Origin of the sequence: Paenibacillus sp. GCM10027628, assembly GCF_042676385.1 — a bacterium.
Classification (GTDB): domain Bacteria; phylum Bacillota; class Bacilli; order Paenibacillales; family NBRC-103111; genus Paenibacillus_E.
This window is the reverse complement of sequence record NZ_JBHTHA010000085.1, coordinates 1-21,694: the sequence shown is the minus strand read 5'-3', so window position 1 is coordinate 21,694 and position 21,694 is coordinate 1. Positions and strand designations below refer to the sequence as shown.

Below are 21,694 nucleotides of genomic sequence, written 5' to 3'. Positions count from 1 at the left end.
CTTTAGACCCTAAGGAGCTGACATCTATGAAAATAACGTTTACAGAAGCAGCGGTCCAGCGGCTGACGCCTGCAATCGGGAACGGACAAGCGCTGCTCAAGCTTGTTTTCGATACGGAAGGATGCGGATGCTCCGTCAATGGCGTCCCGACGCTTTGGCTCGTTGACGCCCCTTCAAACGGTGAATTAAGTGCCGAAGCGGATCCGTTCAAGCTGGTTTACAAAGCCAAAGACGAAATCTATTTCGAGGATGTCATGAAAATTGACTTCCATGAAAATAATAAATCCTATATACTGAAGAGTAATAGTCAGATTTATAATGCAAGTATGAGTCTGATAGACAAAAGATAATAACGCTCAAAGTCGCAAATCAACGTGAACGGAGGAACAACCTTGTCTTTAATCACTAATATACTGGATCACAACAAGCAATTCGTAGAAACCAAACAGTACAAAGAGTTTCTGACAACCAAATTTCCGGATAAACGGATGGTTGTTCTTACTTGCATGGATACAAGACTCGTCGAACTGCTGCCGAAAGCGATGAATTTGCACAACGGTGACTCCAAGATCATTAAAAACGCCGGTGCGATCGTCTCCCATCCGTTCGGCAGTGTGATGCGAAGCATCATTGTAGCCGTCTATGAGCTGGGTGCGGATGAAGTGTTCGTCATTGGCCATTATGACTGCGGGATGACAGGCTTAAACTCGGAAAGCGTCATTTCCAAAGCTAAAAGTCGCGGTATTTCCGATGATGTTATTGAAACGCTAGGACATTCCGGCATCGACCTTTCCCGCTGGCTGGTCGGTTTCGAGCAGGTCAGGGACGGTATTGAAAAAAGTGTTAACATTATCCGGAACCATCCCCTGCTGCCGAAAAATCTGCCCGTACACGGTCTCATTATGGACCCGGAGACAGGCCGTCTCGACCTGATTACCGATGGGAATGAGGCAGTGCTGAAGTAAATCAGAAAACTAAATGGAAGTCAAATAAGTCCCTGTCAGGTTGCTCATCAGCACACAACCCGGCAGGGACTTTCCCTTTTTTTGAACATAATCGCTTTGAATCATCGTTTCGGTGACTAACGTTTCGATTCCAGCAATTCTATTAACTGCTGCTCGATACTTTTCCCCAATGCTTTCCCGTCTGAAACCGGACTCCCTCCATCTGCCGGGACGTTACTTGCCGCCGCTTCAGGATGATCCGTACTTCTTCTTTCCTTGAATGCTTCTATTTTCTTTTCCCGTTCCTCTGAAGTCATGTCTTCCGGATGAATGTTTCTCTGCTTGTTGCGATCCTTGATCTGCTTGGATTGATCCATCAAGAACTTTCTCTGATCGGCCGACAACACATCCATGACCTGTTTGGGCTCAGGCTCGTTTAAGCTTCCCTCATCTTTGCTTTTGCGCACAAACGGCAATATTGCCTCCGCCTGTTTTTTGGTGAGGCTCAGCCCCGCTTGCCGATCCATCCGAAGCAATCCCGAGAACAACATTACAAGCTGCCTCTCTTTGCTGTTCTGTACATCCCCAGACGACTCCGCACTCTCTTCAAGGTGGGGCGACGAGTCTCCGGAGGGAGGGCTTGTTGTCAGGTCATGGCTGCATCCGCTCAACAGCATGGCCATCATACACACGGCCAAAACCAGGATCCATAAACGTCCCAACTTTCATACACCTCCAAAAAAGGTCCCCAAATAGTGACCCTTAACCTTTGAAGCATACACCGTCCGCATCGAGTCCAAAACTCGATCGGCGTCTAAACTTTCCTTAAAATGCGGTCATCCTTCGATGTATTACCTCGATATAAGTTTAGACATTACTTTTGGGGGAACCCCCGTTCAACAAAAAAATCCTGTCCAATAGCAACAGGATACGCGATAATCATGAATATTTTTTGCTTTAGTTGTAAAAAAATTGTAAACGTTTCATTCCACCCTTGGGAATGAAACACAGAATTCAGTTCCTTCGCCCAGCCGACTCCAAACTTTCACGTTGCCTTGCATCCCGTTAACCAAATGCTTGACTATCGTAAGCCCAAGTCCAGTGCCCGTGATCCCGTCGGATCGCGGACTCCTGGCCTCATCGGCTTTATAAAACCGATCCCATATCCGCTCTAGCTCTACCTCCGTCATGCCTGTTCCGGTATCACGCACATAGACGGCAATTTCAGCATCCGACACCTCAAGCGCAACAGTCAATGTACCGCCTTCAGGGGTAAACTTGAGAGCGTTATAGATTAGATTTTGCACAATTTGCGCGAACCGGTCAGGATCCAGATACGCTCTCGCAGACTGATCCTCAGGCGGCATAATAACGTGCAGATGTATGTTTTTCTCGGCAATCGGCGGTTTCAACAGATCTAACGTCTCTTCCAGCTTTTCATCAAGTGCTACTGGTCTCATCCGAAATACATCAATGCCATTTTGAATACTCGCCAAATCTAATAGGTCGCTGACCAGTCTTTGCAACCTCTGCACCTCTTGATCACAAATGCGCAGATAATGCGAATACTTATCTGCGGGAATGACTTTATCGTTCATCGCGACGATAAATCCACGGAGTGTCGTTAATGGTGATCGAAGCTCATGGGACACATTCGTCAGAAATTCCTGCCTCGTTCCCTCCCACTCTTCGAGCTGCTCCACCATAAAGTTGAAACTGGCTGCCAGCTGGCCCACTTCATCGTGAGACGTTACTGGTACACGAGTCGTAAAATCTCCCCCGGCGAGTTCCAGCGCGGCCCGGTTCATTTGCTGCAGCGGACCTGCCAGCTTACGGGAAATAATGAACAGTATGACACCCACCGCCACCAGCGAGAACAATAAAGGTACTAAAAGATTGACACGGACGGCAGAAATCGCTTCGCTAATATCATCTGCCGGGAAATGTAAAATAACTACAATTGGTTGCCCGTTCAATTGGTAAGGCGCGTGGTAGGTAAAAAGATTAACTGTCCTTTGATCGGAAGTCACAAAATTAACCATGGCGTAACCGGAACGGCCGTGCAGACCATCGATAAATATCGCATCCATCGGCTTAGGCAAAGCTTTGCCTTCGCTCTCGGTCGAGCCATTCATAATGTTGCCTTTATCATCGACAAGCCAGACTTGTCCATTAAAGCTGCGGCCTAATATCCGAATCGTATATTTAAGTTCTCGCGTTGAGATCGAGCCGTCTTGAACTGAATTCAACAATCGCGTTACTTCCACAAAACGTTTATTCAGCAGCTCGATTTTATCCTTGTAAAACAGATCGGTGAAATAGTAGTTCCAGAATACAAACAAACCGGCGAAAAAAAGCACACAAGTGGCCAAAAAGGATAAAAATATTTTCAAATAAAGGCTCCGGTACTTCAGAACCATCCACTTCTTAAACATGCTGGACTACCTCAAAAGAATAGCCGATTCCCCATAGCGTCTGGATGTTCCACGCATCGTGCTGTCCGAGTTTTTTGCGCAAATTTTTCACATGCGCATCTACCGTTCGGGTGCCTCCGGTAAAATCGAAATTCCATACATAACCCAGCAAATCTTCACGGGTAAATACGCGTCCCGGATGACTGCATAGAAAGTACAGCAATTCGATTTCTTTCGGCGTAAGCTCGACCCGCTTGTCCCCCACGGTAACCCGATACTGTTCCATATCAACAATCAGATTACCGACTTCAAGACATTTGCCTGGCGGAAGTTGCGATATACCGGGCATATCTGGCCGGGCCTGCAAACTGCGACGCAATACAGCCTTCACTCTGGCGATGAGCTCATTGGGGTCAAACGGCTTGACGATATAGTCGTCAACGCCTAAATTAAAACCTCTCAGTTTATCGATCGACTCCCCTTTGGCGGTCAAGAAAATAATGGGAGTTTGATCCAATGGCGGTTCCATGCGCCGGATGCTTTCACACAACTCATAGCCGGAAGTATCCGGCAGCATGATATCAAGCAGCACCAAATGCGGCTTCTCGCTTTGGATGGTTCGAAGCACATCTTGACCTCGCGGCAGCAGAATCGCTTCATAATCGGAATGCTCCAAATACAATCTGACGACTTCTGCAATATTCGGTTCATCATCAACAACTAGAACTTTGCCTTCCGAGCTCATTGGACGCCACCTTTTCTTTTACGAATCTGCTGTTGCCTCTCTCTTTCGAGAATCACGTCCGAACGGTCGCGACGCGTATGCTTTTGAATCAGATTATCATCGTCCATCCGACTCGGCTCTTGCCAAATCAATCCGCGTCGCTTGCATTCGTTCACGCACCACTGTTCCAATTCTGAATCTGCAATCGGCAAGTTCAGATCTTCATAGACATGATTGTCTTGCTGAATACTGGCCCATCGATGGGTAAGAAGCTGCTGAAGCTTCTCCGCATCCAGTCCTAATGAGGCGAGATGTTCCGGCTCCGCATTTCTTGCTGCACTTTGCAGCATTTTGACAGCTCCGGCACGATTGCCCCTCCGATCATGATATAAACCGACGGCGATTTGAATCAAGGCGACATAAGATTTGCTTCGCTTATCGCCGGGATGCTCTTTCCAGAATGCCTCCATCACTTCGTGACATTCAAAATAGTCCCGCTCCGCATGAAAATAAAGTAAATAGTCCGTATACGCTTCCGGATATGGCTTCATAATTCGTTCTTTCCTCTCACTTGATGTAAATCACCATCATACTTCCTTTCTACCATGTTACTCGAAATGTGTCACGCCATTCAACATCTGTGTATGCAATCATTTTCCATCGCAACCAATCTACCAATTGACGCGTCCAATTAAGTAGTTTAATAGAAAGAGGCGTGATACATGAAAATTGGGAAGTGGATGCTGACAAGCACGCTATTAGTCTCAATGGCGATACCCTACACGGTAGATGCAGCCAGCGCAGCAGGAGTAACAAATGCAGGAACGGATAGAACGACGAAATACAGAGTCTATCAGTATAATCAAGTGCTCATGGAGTTTGCCAATTATAAGCAAGCCGAGTCTTATGCCAAAGGTTTCACCAACAGCCATGTTGAAGAAATCGGCTCACGTAAATGGCTTTGGAACAATTTTCCCCGCTATCAATTGTTTCAATTAGATACAACACTGCCGGAATGGCAGTTCGCTACCTTGGATGAAGCGATTGCCGAAGCGAAAAAATGGAGCTACGCGAGCGTTCGCGATCTGGGGTCAACAGGCTGGGTTTGGAACAATTATCCGCGCTATCAGGTTTACCAAAATGAAATCACGCTGGATTCATGGAAATTCACGACATTAAATGATGCGATTGCCGAAGCCAAAAAATGGGGCGGCGCCCATATCATCGACCTAAACAGCAATCATTGGGTATGGGACAATATCCCGGACGCTGACAAGAAAACTCTGCGCGACGGCGCGATTACCTATAAGGTGTATCAAGGCACTTTCTCCGCCGATAACTGGGAATTCGCCTATTTGGAAGATGCCGTGAACGAAGCGCTGAAATGGAACGGCTCGACAATCGTCAATAAAAACAGTAAAACCACCGTTTACAGCAATAATAAACCTTATAAGGTATATCAGAACGACGCCTTTTTACAAGATTTCGTCTCACTGGATGATGCCGCCGATTATGCTAAGCTTTGGGGACATAGCTCCATTTTTATGGATGGCCGTAAAATATGGAACAATTATGCCTCCTATCAGGTGTATCAAAATAGTGCGTTGATCGGCGAATTTCAATCGATTCCGGACGCTTTGAACTACAGTGTGCAGTACAGCAATGCATCCATTCAAACACTGGAGCATCGAACGCTTTGGGATAATTTCAAGAAGCTGCAAGTTTGGGGCTGGAACGGGGTATCTGGAGCGGATACGATCAAAGCGCAAGTGAACGGCACGATCGGGCTGGATGTCGATTCTCCAAGTTATTTTGAATTGGCGGATGCAGATGGCACGCTCAAAGACAGCTCCAATCCGGACACCGTTGCCTGGCTGCAAAAGCAGGGTTGTACCGTCTATCCGCTGGTGAGCAATCAATTTAATGCCAGTTTGACGACACAGTTCCTGTCGAATTCCGGCGCTCAAGATAAATTCGTTCAAGCTCTGGTGAACCGTGCCGTTCAACTGGGCGTTCCTGGCATTAATGTCGATTTTGAAAACCTTTCTGGCTCAGACCGCAATGCGTTCACGGCTTTCATGGCGAAGCTGGCGACTTACGCACAAGAGAAGAATTTAAAGATTTCCTTAGACCTTCAACGCGGGAGCGTCAAATGGAACCATCTTACCGCATTCGACCATGAAAAGCTTGGTGGTTTAGTCGATTACATTGTCATTATGGCTTACGATCAGTTTTACAAAGGCAGCACCTCGCCAGGTTCCGTTTCCGGTCTTCCTTGGGCAGACGGCGGCGTGCAGGAGTTTCTCTCCTACGGCATACCGCGGGATAAAATCATTCTCGGCATCCCTTATTATGTAAGGGAATGGAAGCTTGATGCGAGCGGTAACCTGCAAGGAAACCGGACCGTTCTGCTCAAAGATATTCCAGCCTTGATCGCATCGAAAAAAACGACCCAAACCTGGGACAAAACGTTTGAACAGTACCGTGTGGAATATCAAGAAAACGGGTTTACATATGTATTCTGGCTGGAAAATGAGGCGACCGTGAAATCGCGTCTGGACCTGGCCAAAAAGTACGATCTTGCCGGTGTTGCGGCATGGAAACTCGGCTATGATCAGCCGGATTTATGGCAAATGATTTTGCAGAATAAATAAGAAGTGCAAATATGGGGACTGCTCTAGATTAGAGCAGTCCCCATTCGTTAAACAACGTTTCCGTACCACAGTCCGCACAATACTTGGCATCGGGTTTATTGATTTTGGAGCAGCCTTTGTGCAGCGGCGTTTTTTTCTTCGTACACCGGTTTTTGAGTGGCGCTCCGCAAAGAATGCAATATTTATCATCTTTATCTGCGACATATTTGCATCGGAAGCAGGTTTGCAATTCATCATCGGCCATCGGCAAACACTCCTTGAAGCTTCTATCCGTTACTTCAAGTATATGTCAATGCCCCGCTTCAAGGTGCTGTTCAGGATTCAAAAACATTTCCTTCCAGACTATGTATAAAACCATGCCTCCTTCGCCCACCCTATTGAAGATAAGGAGGTGAAATGAGACATGGCTAAGGATGTCCTTTGTGAAGTGAATTCCTGCAAATATTGGGCTGCCGGCAACAAATGCAATGCTACCTCGATTTATGTCGTGAGCCACCACGGCAGCAATCAAGCCCGTAATTCCGAAGAAACCGACTGTAAAACATTTGAACCGAAAATTTAGCGGTCAATCCACTTCATGATTGGCAAAGAAGAGGCCCTGGGGCCTCTTCTTTGTTGCCTCTGATACTATTGTAACCAATAATGATAATTATTATCAGTGTTCGGAGAGAAGATTTTCGAGTTCCTCCAGATCTTGGGTCGGCGCTTGGCAGGAGAAGTTCTGGCAGACATATGCCGTCGCCCTCCCGCCAAGCGCAAGCTTGTCGGCTGCCAGCGGGATGAGCTGCCGCACTTCTTCTCCGGCCGCTCCAGGCGGGTGAAGAATGAGCAGCGCATTCGGCAAGTATTGCCGCTGCACCGTGCGAAGCATGTGCTGCGTCTGGGCTGAAGCCGGGTCGCCGGCGATCACAATTTCGCTTGCTTCGCCATAAGCGAAATCGAGCGCGGCCAGCATGAGCGCATGGCCCGGCGGGTACCCGCTGACAGCTCCGGCGAAAGCCTGGAGCTGTTCATCGGCTGCCTGCGACAGCTTCGCGTCGTAGGTAAGCCTGGACAGCCGCAACAAGTTCATCGCGGCTGCTGCATTCCCCGACGGCATCGCGCCGTCGTAGATCTCCTTCGGGCGGGTAAGGAGCTGCTCGGCGTCGCTGCCGTAGAAGAACAGCCCGCCCTTCTCGTCATCCCAGAACAGCCGCAGCATCTCTGCGTTCAGCTGGACGGCTTCCCGAAGATAGCGCAGCTCGAAAGTAACTTGGTACAGCTCGATCAAGCCCCAAACGAGGAACGCGTAGTCGTCCACGTAACCTAGAAAAGCCGCCTCTCCGTCGCGATAGCGGGCGAGCAAACGGCCATCCTCCCTACGCAGATGCCGCAGGAGGAAATCCGCTGCTTTCGCGGCTGCTTCCGCGTAAGCTGGTTTATCCAAGGCTCGAGCGGCCTTGGAGAGGGCAACGATCATCAGACCGTTCCACGCGGTCAGAATCTTATCGTCCTTGCCCGGATGTATGCGCTGTTCGCGATGCTCGAACAGCTTCGCCCGGGCAGCCTCCATGCGCTGCTTCAGCTCATCTAACGGGATCTGCTTCCGCTTCGCAAAAGACTCGAACGTCGTCTCAATCAAATTCGGGATATTATGCCCCTCAAAATTGCCCGACTCCGTAATATCAAACAGCTCGGCGTACAAATCGCCATCGTCTTCGCCAAGAATGTCCGCTACTTCGTCCGGCGTCCATACATAAAATTTGCCTTCCTCGCCTTCCGAGTCGGCATCCTCAGCCGAATAGAACGCGCCGCCCTCATCAGTCATATCCCTAAGTATGTAAGAGATAATCTGCTCCGCGACTTCCGCGTATTTAGCTTTGCCTGTCACTTGATATGCTTCTATGTAGGTCATCGTCAGCAGGGCGTTGTCGTAGAGCATTTTTTCGAAATGTGGAACTAGCCATTTCTCGTCAACGGAATAACGCGCGAAGCCAAATCCGATGTGGTCGTACATACCTCCTCGATGCATGGCATCCAGCGTTTTTTCCACCATCTCAAGTGCTCGGGCATTGCCAGTTCTCGCATGGTAGCGAAGAAGGAACGACAGGTTATGAGATGCCGGGAATTTCGGCTTCGTGCCGAACCCGCCGTATTCGGGATCAAACTGACGTTCGTACTGCGTGTACGCGTCATGCAGCGTCTGCTCGGACACCTCGCCCCCGGCTTGATGCTCAAGCATGCGGCTCGACGTCTCTTGAATCACCTGCTTGCCGACTTCGCGGATGCGTTCGGCATCTTCCTTCCACTTCCCGGCAATTTGCGCAATAATTTCAATGATGCCCGCACGGTTGTACTTACGGCTGCGCGGGAAATACGTCCCGGCGAAAAATGGCTTCTTCTCCGGCGTCAGAAACACCGTTAGCGGCCATCCGCCATGACCGGTCATCGCCTGGCAGACAGCCATATAGATGTGGTCAACATCGGGACGTTCTTCCCGATCTACTTTAATTGAGATGAAATCTTTGTTCAGCATCGCAGCGACGGTCTCGTCTTCGAACGATTCATGTGCCATGACGTGACACCAATGGCAGGTAGAATACCCAATAGATAAAAAAATGGGCTTATTATCGCGTTTTGCGATTTCAAAAGCCTCGTCAGACCAAGGAAACCAGTCAACTGGATTGTAAGCATGCTGAAGCAAATACGGTGACTTTTCCTTGGTTAATCTATTGGGTTTGCTGTTCGTTTTCATGTGGCACCACCACCTTATTTGATGGAAATTTCATGTTATATAACGAGTTTAGCATAGCCAAGATAAAATGGAAAAACCTCTACAGATGAATAGAGGTTTAAAAGAAGCTTTACTCAATGTGTTTAAGTCCATGTTAACCATTCAATGAATCCTTTAAAGTGTTATCATGACCAAATCAGAGTTTTTAAGTTTTTTGAGGTACTAGATTTATATGGACTTCATTTTATTCTTCCAGTCCATGTAAATTATTTAAAAAACAAAACAAGCCGGCGAGCATCTTGATCCGTGCTCCGGCTTGTTTTGTTTTATGTAATTCGCTTTTTATCTGTTGAATACAATTGTAATCGGGATAAATCGATTATGAATTTCCTCGGAATCAATATATCTAATCCAATTAGGCCATAGATGAAAACAATAGACTATCAACGTATTCAAGATTCATCTATGGGAAGTCTCCTGATCATTGGCTTTGATCGCACTTCAATATATGAAGTTTGCTGTCTACGTAATGTGATTTAAATTCTTCCAACAGCACGAATTGTTCAGGGAAAAGCTCCCTAACTTCCGGTCCACAGCATTTTTCTCACATCCCTTGATTATACCAATCATTTTTATCATCAAACAAGCTTCTATCTGCATTAAACATACTTTTAATGATTCACACGAACATCTCACCAATGGCAAGTGGATTTTTTCCAATAACTATGAATACCAAATAGATAAAAAGATAGGCTTATTTTCGCTTTTCGCTTTCTCAAAAGCCTCATCCGACCAAGGAACCAGTCAACAGGGTTATACGCATGCTGCAGCAATTACGGCGATTTTTCCTTGGCTAATCTATTGGGTTTGCTGTTCGTTGTCATGGGGCACCACCCCCTTATTTTTTGGATTACAATACCTAAATCGAGCTTAGCATGCCTTGAAAAAAAGAAAAACCCAAGTCAACACTGACTTGAGTTTTGAGTATGAACTAGTTCCCTTTGCGAATGAATGCTCTATCCTCCATAGTGATGCTCAAGCTAGGACGGCTGGCTTGAGCTCTTCTTCGCACCATTGACGGAAGCTGGTGGGGGTGGTGGACTCGGGGGAGCGCGACTCGGAATTGTATAAACCTTGGTCGACCGCATTCGCCATATTGATTAGCCCCTGCGCCCACGCCTCGGACATCCCGTGTTGAATCAGCGTGGCCTTGTAAGCTTCGCCGGGGATCTGCTGGAAGCGAACCTGCCTCTCGAGCACCTCTGACATGATCTGTGCCATGTCGTTGAAGGACAGGTTCTCGGGGCCAAGTACAGGAACTCTATCTTGCCCGCTCCAAGTGTGATCGAGCAGAAGCTTGGCTGCGACGACGGCGATGTCGCGGGTGGCACAGGTCGGGACCTTACGATCCTCTGACATCGGATAGAAGAACATGCCTTGCCGTTTGATAGGCTCGACCTGCCAGAGCATGTTCTCCATGAAACCCGGCATGCACAGAGAGCGGTAGTTCACGCCCGTGCTCTCGATCAGATCGTCCATTGCGAATATCGCTGAAATCTGTCCAGCGTTCTTGGCAATCCCACGGCCCAGGCTTGAGACACCGATCACGCGCTTGACACCTTGGCTGTTGACCGCCTCGCATACCGGCAGTGTAAAGTTCAGTATGTGGCTCTGGATGCTCACAGCGCGGGGGTCGGGTGGCACGAGCCAAAACACGGAGTCAGCGCCCGCGAACGCTTGGGTGACGACATCAATGTCATCATGCGACCCCTGCACGACCTCGACGCGCTCGCGCATGTGCAGGGGTAGACGGGAGGGATCACGTGCGATCACGCGGATTGCTTCTGCACTGTCAAGTACGATGTCAAGAATCTGGCGACCGATTTGACCGGTGGGAGTGGTGATGACGATCATTTATACCACCTCCTAGAGATAGCGCGAATAACTTTGGGTCCTGCTAATCGTGCTTTCAAACCAATCATCCTTTCTCGCGGTATGGTCATGACAGCAATTCAACAGTGTTGTTTATGCATCAGTTTCGTGTAAACTACACTGTAATGTGCTAAGCTTATGCTAAGCTTTTTGAGAGATCCGGGCAATCAGCAAACGGTCGTTATCGTGGCATACACAACATCTAAGCAAATTTGTTGTCTTTTGAGCTTTCAATACTATTTGGTTTGAGGAGTGTGGTGAATCATGTCTCTGAATGCAAACGATCCACGCGTGAAACGCACACGTCAGTTGTTAATACAATCCTTTATGGAACTGGTTGAACAAAAGAAGAATATATATTCCATTTCAGTGAAAGACATTACAGAGCGAGCAACTGTAAATCGCGCCACATTTTATGCGCACTTCGAGGATAAATTTGCTTTGCTCGAGTGTTGGATGAGGGAAAAATTTCAAAAGACATTGAAGGAACATATACCAGATTCTTCGATGTTGAATATCAGTAATTTACGAAACCTTATCCAAATCGTTTTCGATTTTCTTGCCCGTTTTCGACAGTACATGACAATGACTCCAGCGAATAGCCAATATGAGCCGCTGTTTGAAATCGCGATGCAAAAAGAGCTATATCAGCTCCTGTTCAACTGGTTGAGTGCAGAGTCGAAACCTCCTGTCTCGCAAGATATTGTGAGAGCCACGGCCCTTGTCATAAGTTGGGGCATATTCGGGTCAGCTGTGCAGTGGAGTCGAAGTCCTCAGAATCGCACCTCGGAAGAAATGGTGCGAGACGTACTGGTCGTTGTGGCGGCGGGGTTGGCCCCCGTATCGGTAGAATAGTTTTTTCATTTATTTTCCTGAAAACTGCTCGTAATAAAAACAAGTGTGTAGGAAAACACAATTTCCTTGCACTTGTTTAGTCATTAAACAATTTCCTGCGTCATAGGTTGACCATCCAGCGTTGAAACTCTCTTGCCAGGGGTGATGCCAGATAAGTCGTCCGTAACCGTAAACTGTGGTGTCAAGTCATCCGCATCGCTATAAGATTTTGCTTCAGGCACGAAAACGCTAATCGTAGGAGCTCTCCTATCAAACCTGATGATACGACTCCTGACAAGTTTTCTTGCGCCGACAAACTCACAGAAAAATATAGTACAAACTGTCCGACGAGGTCCTCTTGAGACGGGGAATAACGCCGGTAAGAGTTTTGGTTGATAGAGAACGTTCCGCCGGGAGACTATTCTCTACTTTGTCTAAATCAGCTTGATCGACTTATTCTTATCATCCACAACCCTTACGAGATGATGCCACTCGTTCTGGCTGTTAATACTGATATGTGAAACATGGTTTACAAAAAGTTACAATGAATAGCAAGAGGAATTATACACCTTATGTGGAAATGTTTGTTGAGTGAACAACGGACATTTTCGAGTCCGGATTAAGGAGGAACTTTATGCCCATCCATCCCTACGGATTGCTCAAATGCAAAGCACTTGACCGGCGTCTCGGCACAAACGAGAACCCACATTACCAGGTGCATGTAACCGCAAATAACGAACATTTCCGCATAGCGATCAATGTCAAGTCGCAGCAGAGCCCATCAGAGCTGTTGTACTGTACGATTGAACATTTTCAGCATGTCATCACGGCCGAATTGCCTGATATGCCATTTGGTTTTTCGCCGCTGGCAAGCAAGCCTGACGGAAAGGCACTTGATTATATTCGCAGCAATCTATTCGATCGCCGCAATATGCTACCGCTTGCCTTCAACATACCGGGAAGAGACAATGATCTGAACGAGAAGCTTGATTTCTACATCAGACGCGCGATGGAAACAGAAGACGCCGTTCTGTACGCATTCGGAGAAAGATGGGGTCCTGAACATGGTAAGGCGGACAAAGTTTTTGGATTCAAACCCGGTAACGGCATTCACGATATACATATGAATCAAGGTAACAGCGGCACATTTATGAAAGACGACGGTGTCTACCAGGACGGGGGGTTGCTGATTCACTTCCCGTCGGAAGACAGGTGGATCGCCGTATTCCTCGCTTTTCAGTCCCAGTCGTGGCACACCGACGATCATTCGGGACATGTAATCACTGGCCCTGAGGAGGAAACAGGACCCGATACTGACGTGACGCCGGTACAGGAGGAAGGCAGTGGCATTCAAATTGCAGGGGTCATTGTACTGACTGAAGACGGCAGCAATGAAACGGTCACACTGCTGAATGCTTCTAATCGGGATATAGACTTGACAGGATGGGCCATCGCAAACAAAGCCAAGCAAAAGTACAAGATTCATGGTCTCATCAAACCCGGACAGTTTATGTCCATCTCAGTAGCTGAACCTGCATTCTTTAGAGACAAGGGTGATATTATTACTCTACTCGACCGTAGCGGCCTCAAAGTCGCCGGAGTTTCATACACGAAGGATCAAGTAAAACCAGGCTGGACGATACTCTTTTGAGTTCATGCAATAGAAAGAACCGCCTTCCAATTCATAATTTGGAAGACGGCTCTTTATTTTTTTGTGCGGATTATTTTTTTTCCGTTATAGAAGTGTCTTCCTCCCAGCATGTATCGACTCCGGTCCCTATACAATCATTCAGCCCCTTATATTTATGGTACTCACAAGCTGTTCTGCAAATTCAACTGCGTCCAACGGATATCTTGCCGTAATCAGTTTCCCGTCTTTGACGACATGCGGGGTTCTTATGCTAACGCCTTCCGTAAAATGCTGTGGAATTTCCAAGTTCCTCACTACTTCATCCTGAACATACTCCGGATATGTACGGTAGTATTTGCCGTGTCTCCACGCCGTCAGATAGTAAGCAGTCCTCTCCAACTTTTTCGTTAAAGCCGTAAGTTTTCTCCCATAGATAACACTTCGACCTGTTTCAGGATCATGGGTTCTGGCCAAAACGATTGTTCCATGACATATAGCTCCAATGGGTTTATCCATTTTCCAGAAATCCAATATCTTCTGTTGCAAGATGCCGCTTTCCAAATACGACTTCATCCCTTTGGCGTGGCCGCCAGGCAACATGATGCAGTCAAATTCGGTGCAATCTATATGCTCATATTGTATCGGATGCTTGAATTCATCCGTTTCCTCTAATTGACGGTACAATTGGATAACTTCTTTAGAGGCCCCTAACTGTCCGAACAAAACACCGGTAAGCAGCAATGGATCCGTGTTCCCTCTATGACCGGATGGCGTGCTAAAAGTAACATGATATCCCTCTCTCTTAAAACGTTCCCAAGGAACAACGACCTCTGTCGTGTCAAAATCATGGTCTGGAATCGGAATTAATACTTTGATGGGGCTATTCAGTTTACTTGACATCCTGATTATCGATCCCTTCAACATGGACTAAGAAAATATCGTTTAGGACTCCCGGAAACCGCTCAATGGTAGAAAAAAGGCGGTTCTTTCGGCACGTAGTTTGTACTTCTGCAAACATTTAACGAGACAGCATTATGAAAAGTTTACCATCTTCAAAAACATCGTTCAATCCGTTCCCTCTGAATCAGTCTACTGGATTATGAGCATATTCTTTCATGTTGAAGTACATCCTTAATAAATGACCAGACAGAAAAATGCCTCGAAAAGAGGAAGCATTTCATGCTTTCTTATCCAACATACACGCGCGCTCGTAACACCATAGGAGGAGACTTCCTCCAAAGCTGTCTCTAATATATAGCATGATTCATCTCCTTGACAAACCGGTTAGTTAGATCTATATTATAACTAACCAGTTGGTTAGTGACTGGCAAGCCTAATGAAAGAAGGAATTCAAAAATGACACAACCTCATACAAAGATTGCACTTGTTACAGGCGGAAGCCGCGGCATTGGTAGAAGCACCGTGCTAAGCCTTGCAAACCAAGGCGTTGATTCGATTTTCACATATAAGTCGAACCGGGAAGAAGCTGAAAAAGTCGTCTCCCTTGTACGCGAAACGGGGCGCAGAGCCGTTGCATTGCAGCTCGACGCCGGCAAGGTCAGCACGTTTGACTCCTTTGTACAGAGCCTGGGAGACACGCTCAAAGAGCTGGGGGCCGAGCGATTCGATTACCTCGTGAACAACGCCGGCATCTCGCATCACAATGCATTCGAGAAGACGACCGAGGAAGAGCTGGATCAGCTTTACGAAGTTCACGTCAAAGGAGTGTTCTTTCTGACACAGAAACTCCTTCCGCTTATCAATGACGGAGGCCGGATTGTGAACATCTCCACAGGTCTTACACGCTTCACAGTGCCGGAAAGCGGTGCCTACGCATCCATGAAAGGTGCGATTGAGGTCCTTACCCGCTACTTGGCGAAAGAGCTTGGTCCGCGCGGGATCACTGCCAACACCATTGCACCTGGAGCCATCGCTACTGATTTCAGCGGTCTTCGCAGCAATGACGAACTAAAGAAGCTTATCGCGGGTATGACAGTTCTCGGTCGTGTCGGCGAACCCGAAGACGTCGGAGAGGCAATCGCCTCCCTGCTTTCGAACGAGAATCGCTGGGTCAATGCCCAACGCATCGAGGTCTCGGGCGGAACGTTAATCTAACTTCAAACTTAAGGAAATTGGATACAGAGGAGTCACGGTTCCCCGTTCCGATAATATTTAACCCGCGGTACTGTTTTATACCGATTGGCAGGCGCGTATAGAATACAACGTAGCTAAACCCAATAGATAAAGCAAATCTATTGGGTTTATTGTTCGTTGTCATGGGGCATCCCAACGATATCATCGCGGTTATAGAAAAGCATTATGAGATCGAAAGCTTAACCTCGTTCGCCGTCTTTTTAGTAGTCATGGAAGCAAGTGCAGATTCATTGAATCCTTTTATTATGAGCCACACTGCAAGGGTAATTTCATTAGCGGCTACTGGCAGCGACAAAATACCACCCCAAACAGAAATCTGTGGAATTACACCGAACATTTCTAATAAAGCTGCAAGAAATATAAGTGCTGCTCCTGTCATACCCAAGATGGGTATAAACCTGGGTACAAGCCTGGATTTATAAAAAATATAACTATACATCATCGTATTGATGCCTAGCATGAAATTGGGACCAAGCAAAAACGTCCAGTCATGAATTGCTTTTAAAACTGTGCCAGAAGCTTGAAAAGTTGCAGTAACCGGGGCTCCTGCTGCTACAAATTCTCTGCTTAAGGTTAACAGGGACAGCACACTGATTACACCAACAGTAATGATAATCGCTTCAAGAAACCTGAAACATACATGCCATAGAGCTATAGTTTCATTATATTTTCTTAAAAATGGAAACATGGTAGTTGCAGTACCAACCGCAGAAACGACAAGAATTAACTCCATAAGCGCTCCCAGTATTACCTGGTTGGCATGTTCAGAACCTTTAATCAGATAATCGGGACCTATTAGGATCGGATCATATAACTTAAGACCTATTATTGCGGTAACCGCTGCAAGGATAAACAGTACTCCCACAATGAATGCGCTCTTTTTGTCACTCATTTGTTTGCCTCCTTTTTTTGACCTACAAATTGGTAATTAATCATGCACTTCCTCGTAAGTGAATACGTCCTCCACATGAAGCTTGAAGATGCGCGCAATGCGAAAAGCCAGTTCGAGCGAAGGCGAGTATTTGCCCTTCTCGATTGCAACGATGGTTTGCCGTGTCACACCTACTAGGTCTGCAAGCTGTTGTTGAGTCATCTCATTATGGTTGAATCGAAGGGTTCGAATGTTGTTGCTGATGTGACATTTAACCATTTTAAACTCCTTTCCGATAGAGGTAGAGCCGCCAGATGATACCGGCTACATCGGCTATGAATCCTGAGAGAAACAGGATGATGAACATTGAGGAAGGCGTCGCATGAAGGACTAAGGACCCCATCGCAATCAAAAATCCGAAAATGAACACGAAATAGGAAATTCTTATGGCTTTCAATTCAATGATCTTGTCGAGCTCGTCGGCGAAGGAAGGCGCTTTTTCTTTTGTCGCGATCCGGTTGATGATAATGAATATGATCTCAATGATCATTCTCGCCACCATCGTTACCGGAATAAGAATTAAGAACGCGGCACCCCAAAAATGGAAAAGCTCTGCTCCTTCCATGTTCGTCTCATTGTACCGTAAATAGACATTCCAACAATAAGTTCCAAAAACCACAATTGCGCTGATTAGCGATACAATGTTCTTCTTCTCTTGATAGGACACCGAACATCTCCTCCGTTTATTTTATCAATAAGTAAAATTTTCTATACACAATATATCATTAAGTATACATCATGTCAAATTTACTTTACATCAATTACATTCTCTTCGTTCGTATTAGCCCCTTCGGCTGCACAAAAAAAGAAGTCCCAATTCGCTCGAATGAGACTTCCTTCATTGCCAAATCTATTTGGTTTATTGTTCGTTGGTCATTGGCGCCCTATTATATCCTCTGTCTCCATAAGGCTGCAATTTCTCCAGCCATCGTTTTTCCATTTGCTTAACCTCCCAACGCACGTCGGCAACCCCGTCAGCTTCCTTCTCCTCTAACACCTCATAGGCGAAGGTTTCAGCCCCGAGTTCCTTCCAGTCCTTTTGTAATTGAGAATTTGCAAACCTGCCCATGTCCAGTTGAGCTTGTATGGTCATCCATTTATTTTTCAGGTTAGGATAGCTATCTACGTAAATTTTGCCGTCGGCCTTGTTTGTAATTTTAATTGCACCCATGTAGGTCTTGATCTGCTTGTATTCCTCCAGAAGCTCCTTGCGCTTGTTCTTGTCCATGTATCTCTCTCCTCTCTGATCCTGTAAATGACATTGATATCACAAATACCGAGCGATAATCCGAACCAGCTTTGCGGGCAATTCCGTCAGATTGGTAATATCCAAAAATCTCTCATTCCCATAGATTTGATTAATCACGTCCTTGTCCTGGCCTATTGCGGCTGCAAGAAAGGTAATTCCTTTCCGTTCATACTCATCTATGGTCTGTTGCATGTCTTTGATAGCATAATTTCCGGTATAATCATCCATCGCTTTGGGTTGCCCATCACTGATGCTGATCAATAATTTGGTCTGTTGCGGTGAACCAGCTAATCGATCTGCCATAATTCTAAGAGCCATCCCATCACGGTTATTACTTCTGGCACGAATCCCCATAAGTCTGAATCGATCATTGGTATCTGGTTTATCAAAATCGGAATAAGCATAAATTGACATTTGCTCCAGTTTGGAAGCATCCGCCGTATCCCCGTAGATCAATATGGGAATATGGCAAATTTGACAAAATTCATAAACGGCAGTCACTGCACGCTTTGCAGCGGCTAATCTCCCAAAAGCTGACATGGACGCAGACTCGTCAACCCTTAGACCAACCACAAGTGTGGGAGAATCAGTTGGGGGAAGTTTCTTGGCAAAATATCTAAAATCCCGATAAGCAACGCTATCCGCTTGAAATTTGCTGCCATAATATTGATTCCTTGCAAATTCAGAAGAAGTTTCATGTTCCAATAGTGGAAGTGTTTTTCTGGCAATCTCTCGTACGACAGGCATAAGTTCCTTGCTTAGACTCTTATATTCCTGCTCAGATTCAGTATCGTAATCCGGACGGTGAACAATGAGCTTCACCCTATTATGGATAGAATCGGATACAATCTCCCTTGCGTCGTGATTGAGCTTTTTACGGAAGTCCCGCTCTTTTTGTTTCGCTTCGTCTGGCATTGTGTCTGGATTTGCCTGATGATATTTGGGAGTACCGTCCTCTCCCATATCTGAACTTTCCGTATCGGTTGAATCATCAGAAACATCGGAATTACTTTCGTCACTATCCGCAGATTTTTTTAATGCGATACCCTGTTCCTCTACCTTTTGGTCATGGTCAAAATCAGTGTCGTCAATTTTTCCCCATGTTCTTATTTCTACTTCATCAAAAATTCTTTTTTTTTTAATTCAGTATCAACTTTACCTAACTCTGCCAACAATCCATGGTTTTTCAGCGCTTCTTCCAATAGTTTGATTTCTTCGGGATCAGTTGTTATCTTGTAAATGACTTTATGATATAGGGATTCTTTTGCTGAAGCACCACCGGAGACTGCATCCGCCCAGTAGAAAAATGAGCGCATACCTGCAACGCCTTTGATCGCATGAACTCGAGCTGTTCGGTCCAAAATAATAATGATATCCGCTAAAACATCCAACACCGCTTCATCCCTATAACCGGTCTTAGACATTGCCCGTTCAATCATAATTTCTTTGGTCGGAAGATCCATCTTTTCCGTGTGCTGAACTCTGTCACGCAGTGCTTCATTTAGCGGTCTCGTTCCTGCATAACTGCGGTTTGTTGTGATGACCGCTATGAAGTCCGGGTGTCTGCGAATGATTTCTGTAGGAAGGTTTATGCTGCCATCCAGCTCTAAAGCAGAATTGAGTGCCATGAGCACCGCGGCATCCCGAATAACGGTTGGTTCTTGAATTTCCAAAAGGTAGCCTTTTTCATAAGCTCTGACGATTTCCGAGGGGTAAAATCTGTACTCAACCACTTCGTCCTCGGCGTTTTGTTCAACCTTTTTCAGTAATTGCTTCAGCTTTAAGGCAGCCTGTTCCTGTGTTACTCCCAGCACATTCATCAATATTTCAGTCGTGCTTTGAAATCCGTCGCTTTCATATAATGCTTTCAAAACGATTTGTTCCGAGGGCTCCATCTTCTCTAATCGTTCAGATGAAATAACCGGCAAAATGGCGCCAATAATATCTGATTTGTCCATATCGGCAAAACAGGTCACTTTCGTATAAGGCAGCCCTAAATTAGCCGACAATGCTTTTGCAAGTTGTGTTTTCCCAGAACCGGCGTCACCCTCTAACAAAATATTGGCGATTTTCATTTCCCCGCGATTCCAGTTGCGCTTTATTTCTTTACAAATTCGCAGTTCTTCTTCGCTGACCTTATGAGATAATGGCTTTTTCCAAACAAGTTCTTTTTCTATATCAGTCAGTTGCCTTGTAGGGGACAAATCGTATTCTTTCTGGATGTTCATCACGTTTCACCTCTTTAAACATTTTAATACCCCATTTCTTTTAGTAGCCGGGATAATACACGAAGTCGTTCTCCAATCATTTCGCCATCATCACTAAGCGCCTGAGCGAACAGCTTAATATCATGATCAATCATGGGATTTTCTGCACACACGGATACACTCATAGCGTCCCCTTGCAGCCCAATGCGGTCAATCGTCGTGTTATCAGGGTCATACATCTTCGGGAAACGATATGCATCCTGAAAATATAAGTTGCTTCTGCAAATCAAAATGGCAAGGTCAAGAACACGGTGCATAGGCAATTCCTCCGACTGTCTTGACCATTTTTCCCCAGTGTATCTCCATACTTTGGCCGAGATATCAACCTTCCCCCTATCATTCCACTGGGCTAATCCCAGGGAGAGACCTTTTGCATCTGTGTTCCGGGCGTAACGGCCGTCAACCTGCTCATAATTTTCTGAGACGACGACAGGCTTATGTTTTAAAGTTGTTGGTATTTTCATTATTTTTACACGCTCCATCTAATAATTTGCTTACTTTTGCATTTACTCATTTACTGAATTAGTAATTTACTAATTTACTGAATCTAAAATTTATCTTAACCTTCATTTCATTATCTGTCAATCCGGTTTTTTGACCAGTAAGTGGCTCTTGCTTATATCATTAAAATATAAAAAGCCACAATTAAGCGGCTTCGAATAAGGAACCATTCCAAAAAATTATAAGCTTCGTCCATAATATTTCCCCTTATCTAGGGTCATTATGCCCGCAACCATAATCAACAAATGCAACCACGTCCAGATGGACGTGGTTGCACGTTTCCGCAGAATGACCAGGCTAAACCGATGCAACCGTTTTATACTCTGTTGTCACCGTTAACGTATTCACGCCTTTAAATTTGCCTGAGGCAGTTTCTTCTACCTTTTGTTCCGGATACTCAATTTCGAATGTAACTGTATAATGTACATCAATTATCCCCTGCAATAAAATCTCTGAAACTTCAATTGATGTATTAGCGGGTAAAACCACAGGAAGTCTAAGTAACGATGGAAAACATCATTGTGGGCTTGATTCCATTTTTTCTTGCGTCTGTAACGATGGAAAACATTGCTATTCACTCGTATCCATTTACTTTTACGTCCCTAACGCTGAATATCACACTAAGCATGCATCAAACCTAACATGAAAATTTCAATCACATAATTTCCTATTTTAGGAATATTATAATGGTTTTTTCGTGGACAGACATGGAAAAAGCTCCTATTGTAGAGAATGACGCGTTATCCA

At 45.9% G+C, this 21,694-nt stretch carries 22 protein-coding genes and 2 pseudogenes; 8 read left to right on the top strand and 16 right to left on the bottom strand.

Annotated elements, in window-relative coordinates; translation table 11 throughout:
• Nucleotides 1-26: 26 nt before the first annotated feature.
• Both ACFQZT_RS33580 and ACFQZT_RS33575 read left to right on the top strand, forming a co-directional pair.
• Nucleotides 27-350, top strand: a complete 324-nt coding sequence (locus ACFQZT_RS33580; RefSeq protein ID WP_379307551.1) for an iron-sulfur cluster biosynthesis family protein — start codon at nucleotides 27-29, stop codon at nucleotides 348-350.
• 42 nt (nucleotides 351-392) lie between these two features.
• Nucleotides 393-965, top strand: a complete 573-nt coding sequence (locus ACFQZT_RS33575; RefSeq protein ID WP_379307549.1) for a beta-class carbonic anhydrase — start codon at nucleotides 393-395, stop codon at nucleotides 963-965.
• 116 nt (nucleotides 966-1,081) lie between these two features.
• Here the strand turns inward: ACFQZT_RS33575 and ACFQZT_RS33570 are convergent, their stop codons facing one another.
• From ACFQZT_RS33570 to ACFQZT_RS33555, 4 genes are all read right to left on the bottom strand, one after another.
• Nucleotides 1,082-1,666, bottom strand: a complete 585-nt coding sequence (locus tag ACFQZT_RS33570; protein WP_379307547.1) for a hypothetical protein — start codon at nucleotides 1,664-1,666, stop codon at nucleotides 1,082-1,084.
• Nucleotides 1,667-1,927: 261 nt separating this feature from the next.
• Nucleotides 1,928-3,379 carry a sensor histidine kinase gene (locus tag ACFQZT_RS33565; RefSeq protein ID WP_379307545.1) on the bottom strand — a complete coding sequence of 484 codons (1,452 nt, stop codon included), beginning with the start codon at nucleotides 3,377-3,379 and terminating at the stop codon, nucleotides 1,928-1,930.
• Nucleotides 3,372-4,103 carry a response regulator transcription factor gene (locus ACFQZT_RS33560; RefSeq protein ID WP_379307543.1) on the bottom strand — a complete coding sequence of 244 codons (732 nt, stop codon included), beginning with the start codon at nucleotides 4,101-4,103 and terminating at the stop codon, nucleotides 3,372-3,374. The genes ACFQZT_RS33565 and ACFQZT_RS33560 overlap by 8 nt, the downstream gene beginning before the upstream one ends.
• Nucleotides 4,100-4,633: a DUF309 domain-containing protein gene (locus ACFQZT_RS33555; RefSeq protein WP_379307540.1), complete on the bottom strand. Its 534-nt coding sequence runs from the start codon at nucleotides 4,631-4,633 to the stop codon at nucleotides 4,100-4,102. Before ACFQZT_RS33555 ends, ACFQZT_RS33560 begins: the two co-directional genes overlap by 4 nt.
• Nucleotides 4,634-4,804: 171 nt before the next feature.
• On the opposite strand from ACFQZT_RS33555, the gene ACFQZT_RS33550 reads away from it, so the two are divergent.
• Nucleotides 4,805-6,736, top strand: a complete 1,932-nt coding sequence (locus ACFQZT_RS33550) for a glycosyl hydrolase family 18 protein (RefSeq protein WP_379307538.1) — start codon at nucleotides 4,805-4,807, stop codon at nucleotides 6,734-6,736.
• Between the two features lie 28 nt (nucleotides 6,737-6,764).
• Here the strand turns inward: ACFQZT_RS33550 and ACFQZT_RS33545 are convergent, their stop codons facing one another.
• Nucleotides 6,765-6,980 carry a hypothetical protein gene (locus ACFQZT_RS33545; RefSeq protein ID WP_379307536.1) on the bottom strand — a complete coding sequence of 72 codons (216 nt, stop codon included), beginning with the start codon at nucleotides 6,978-6,980 and terminating at the stop codon, nucleotides 6,765-6,767.
• Between the two features lie 159 nt (nucleotides 6,981-7,139).
• Here ACFQZT_RS33545 and ACFQZT_RS33540 point away from each other — a divergent pair, with 159 nt between their 5' ends.
• Nucleotides 7,140-7,298: a DUF1540 domain-containing protein gene (locus ACFQZT_RS33540; protein ID WP_379307534.1), complete on the top strand. Its 159-nt coding sequence runs from the start codon at nucleotides 7,140-7,142 to the stop codon at nucleotides 7,296-7,298.
• 93 nt (nucleotides 7,299-7,391) lie between these two features.
• Here the strand turns inward: ACFQZT_RS33540 and ACFQZT_RS33535 are convergent, their stop codons facing one another.
• The 3 genes and pseudogenes from ACFQZT_RS33535 to ACFQZT_RS33525 form a co-directional block, all read right to left on the bottom strand.
• The gene (locus tag ACFQZT_RS33535) at nucleotides 7,392-9,470 is read right to left on the bottom strand and encodes a thioredoxin domain-containing protein (RefSeq protein WP_379307532.1); all 2,079 of its coding nucleotides are present in this window, start codon (nucleotides 9,468-9,470) and stop codon (nucleotides 7,392-7,394) included.
• A gap of 705 nt (nucleotides 9,471-10,175) precedes the next feature.
• A pseudogene (locus tag ACFQZT_RS33530) lies at nucleotides 10,176-10,282 on the bottom strand (DUF255 domain-containing protein); the annotation flags it as partial.
• A gap of 202 nt (nucleotides 10,283-10,484) precedes the next feature.
• Nucleotides 10,485-11,363 (bottom strand): NmrA family NAD(P)-binding protein, encoded by an 879-nt coding sequence (locus ACFQZT_RS33525; RefSeq protein WP_379307530.1) that lies wholly within the window; start codon nucleotides 11,361-11,363, stop codon nucleotides 10,485-10,487.
• A 282-nt stretch (nucleotides 11,364-11,645) separates the two neighbouring features.
• Between ACFQZT_RS33525 and ACFQZT_RS33520 the strand changes: the two genes are divergently transcribed.
• The 3 genes and pseudogenes from ACFQZT_RS33520 to ACFQZT_RS33510 all read left to right on the top strand — a co-directional run bounded on the left by ACFQZT_RS33520 (nucleotide 11,646) and on the right by ACFQZT_RS33510 (nucleotide 13,866).
• Nucleotides 11,646-12,236: a TetR/AcrR family transcriptional regulator gene (locus ACFQZT_RS33520; protein ID WP_379307528.1), complete on the top strand. Its 591-nt coding sequence runs from the start codon at nucleotides 11,646-11,648 to the stop codon at nucleotides 12,234-12,236.
• Between the two features lie 613 nt (nucleotides 12,237-12,849).
• Nucleotides 12,850-13,491, top strand: a pseudogene (locus ACFQZT_RS33515) (DUF2278 family protein); the annotation flags it as partial.
• A gap of 42 nt (nucleotides 13,492-13,533) precedes the next feature.
• Nucleotides 13,534-13,866 carry a lamin tail domain-containing protein gene (locus tag ACFQZT_RS33510; protein ID WP_379307701.1) on the top strand — a complete coding sequence of 111 codons (333 nt, stop codon included), beginning with the start codon at nucleotides 13,534-13,536 and terminating at the stop codon, nucleotides 13,864-13,866.
• Nucleotides 13,867-14,004: 138 nt separating this feature from the next.
• Here the strand turns inward: ACFQZT_RS33510 and ACFQZT_RS33505 are convergent, their stop codons facing one another.
• Nucleotides 14,005-14,745 (bottom strand): type 1 glutamine amidotransferase domain-containing protein, encoded by a 741-nt coding sequence (locus ACFQZT_RS33505; protein ID WP_379307526.1) that lies wholly within the window; start codon nucleotides 14,743-14,745, stop codon nucleotides 14,005-14,007.
• A gap of 456 nt (nucleotides 14,746-15,201) precedes the next feature.
• Here ACFQZT_RS33505 and ACFQZT_RS33500 point away from each other — a divergent pair, with 456 nt between their 5' ends.
• Nucleotides 15,202-15,960, top strand: coding sequence for an SDR family NAD(P)-dependent oxidoreductase (locus ACFQZT_RS33500; protein WP_379307524.1), 759 nt, complete (start codon nucleotides 15,202-15,204; stop codon nucleotides 15,958-15,960).
• 202 nt (nucleotides 15,961-16,162) lie between these two features.
• Here ACFQZT_RS33500 and ACFQZT_RS33495 read toward each other — a convergent pair whose 3' ends face one another.
• The 7 genes from ACFQZT_RS33495 to ACFQZT_RS33465 form a co-directional block, all read right to left on the bottom strand.
• On the bottom strand, nucleotides 16,163-16,891 hold the full coding sequence (locus tag ACFQZT_RS33495; RefSeq protein ID WP_379307522.1) for a DUF4386 domain-containing protein: 729 nt from the start codon (nucleotides 16,889-16,891) through the stop codon (nucleotides 16,163-16,165).
• Between the two features lie 36 nt (nucleotides 16,892-16,927).
• Entirely contained in the window at nucleotides 16,928-17,149 is a 222-nt protein-coding gene (locus ACFQZT_RS33490) for a helix-turn-helix transcriptional regulator (protein WP_379307520.1), read from the bottom strand.
• A 1-nt stretch (nucleotide 17,150) separates the two neighbouring features.
• Nucleotides 17,151-17,597: a hypothetical protein gene (locus ACFQZT_RS33485; RefSeq protein ID WP_379307518.1), complete on the bottom strand. Its 447-nt coding sequence runs from the start codon at nucleotides 17,595-17,597 to the stop codon at nucleotides 17,151-17,153.
• 192 nt (nucleotides 17,598-17,789) lie between these two features.
• Nucleotides 17,790-18,158 carry a GIY-YIG nuclease family protein gene (locus ACFQZT_RS33480; protein WP_379307516.1) on the bottom strand — a complete coding sequence of 123 codons (369 nt, stop codon included), beginning with the start codon at nucleotides 18,156-18,158 and terminating at the stop codon, nucleotides 17,790-17,792.
• 39 nt (nucleotides 18,159-18,197) lie between these two features.
• A complete protein-coding gene (locus ACFQZT_RS33475) occupies nucleotides 18,198-19,142 on the bottom strand; it encodes a vWA domain-containing protein (protein WP_379307514.1) in 945 nt (314 codons plus the stop codon).
• Between the two features lie 149 nt (nucleotides 19,143-19,291).
• The gene (locus ACFQZT_RS33470; RefSeq protein WP_379307512.1) at nucleotides 19,292-20,407 is read right to left on the bottom strand and encodes an AAA family ATPase; all 1,116 of its coding nucleotides are present in this window, start codon (nucleotides 20,405-20,407) and stop codon (nucleotides 19,292-19,294) included.
• Nucleotides 20,408-20,430: 23 nt separating this feature from the next.
• A complete protein-coding gene (locus tag ACFQZT_RS33465; RefSeq protein ID WP_379307510.1) occupies nucleotides 20,431-20,910 on the bottom strand; it encodes a DUF6530 family protein in 480 nt (159 codons plus the stop codon).
• Between the last annotated feature and the right edge of the window lie 784 nt (nucleotides 20,911-21,694).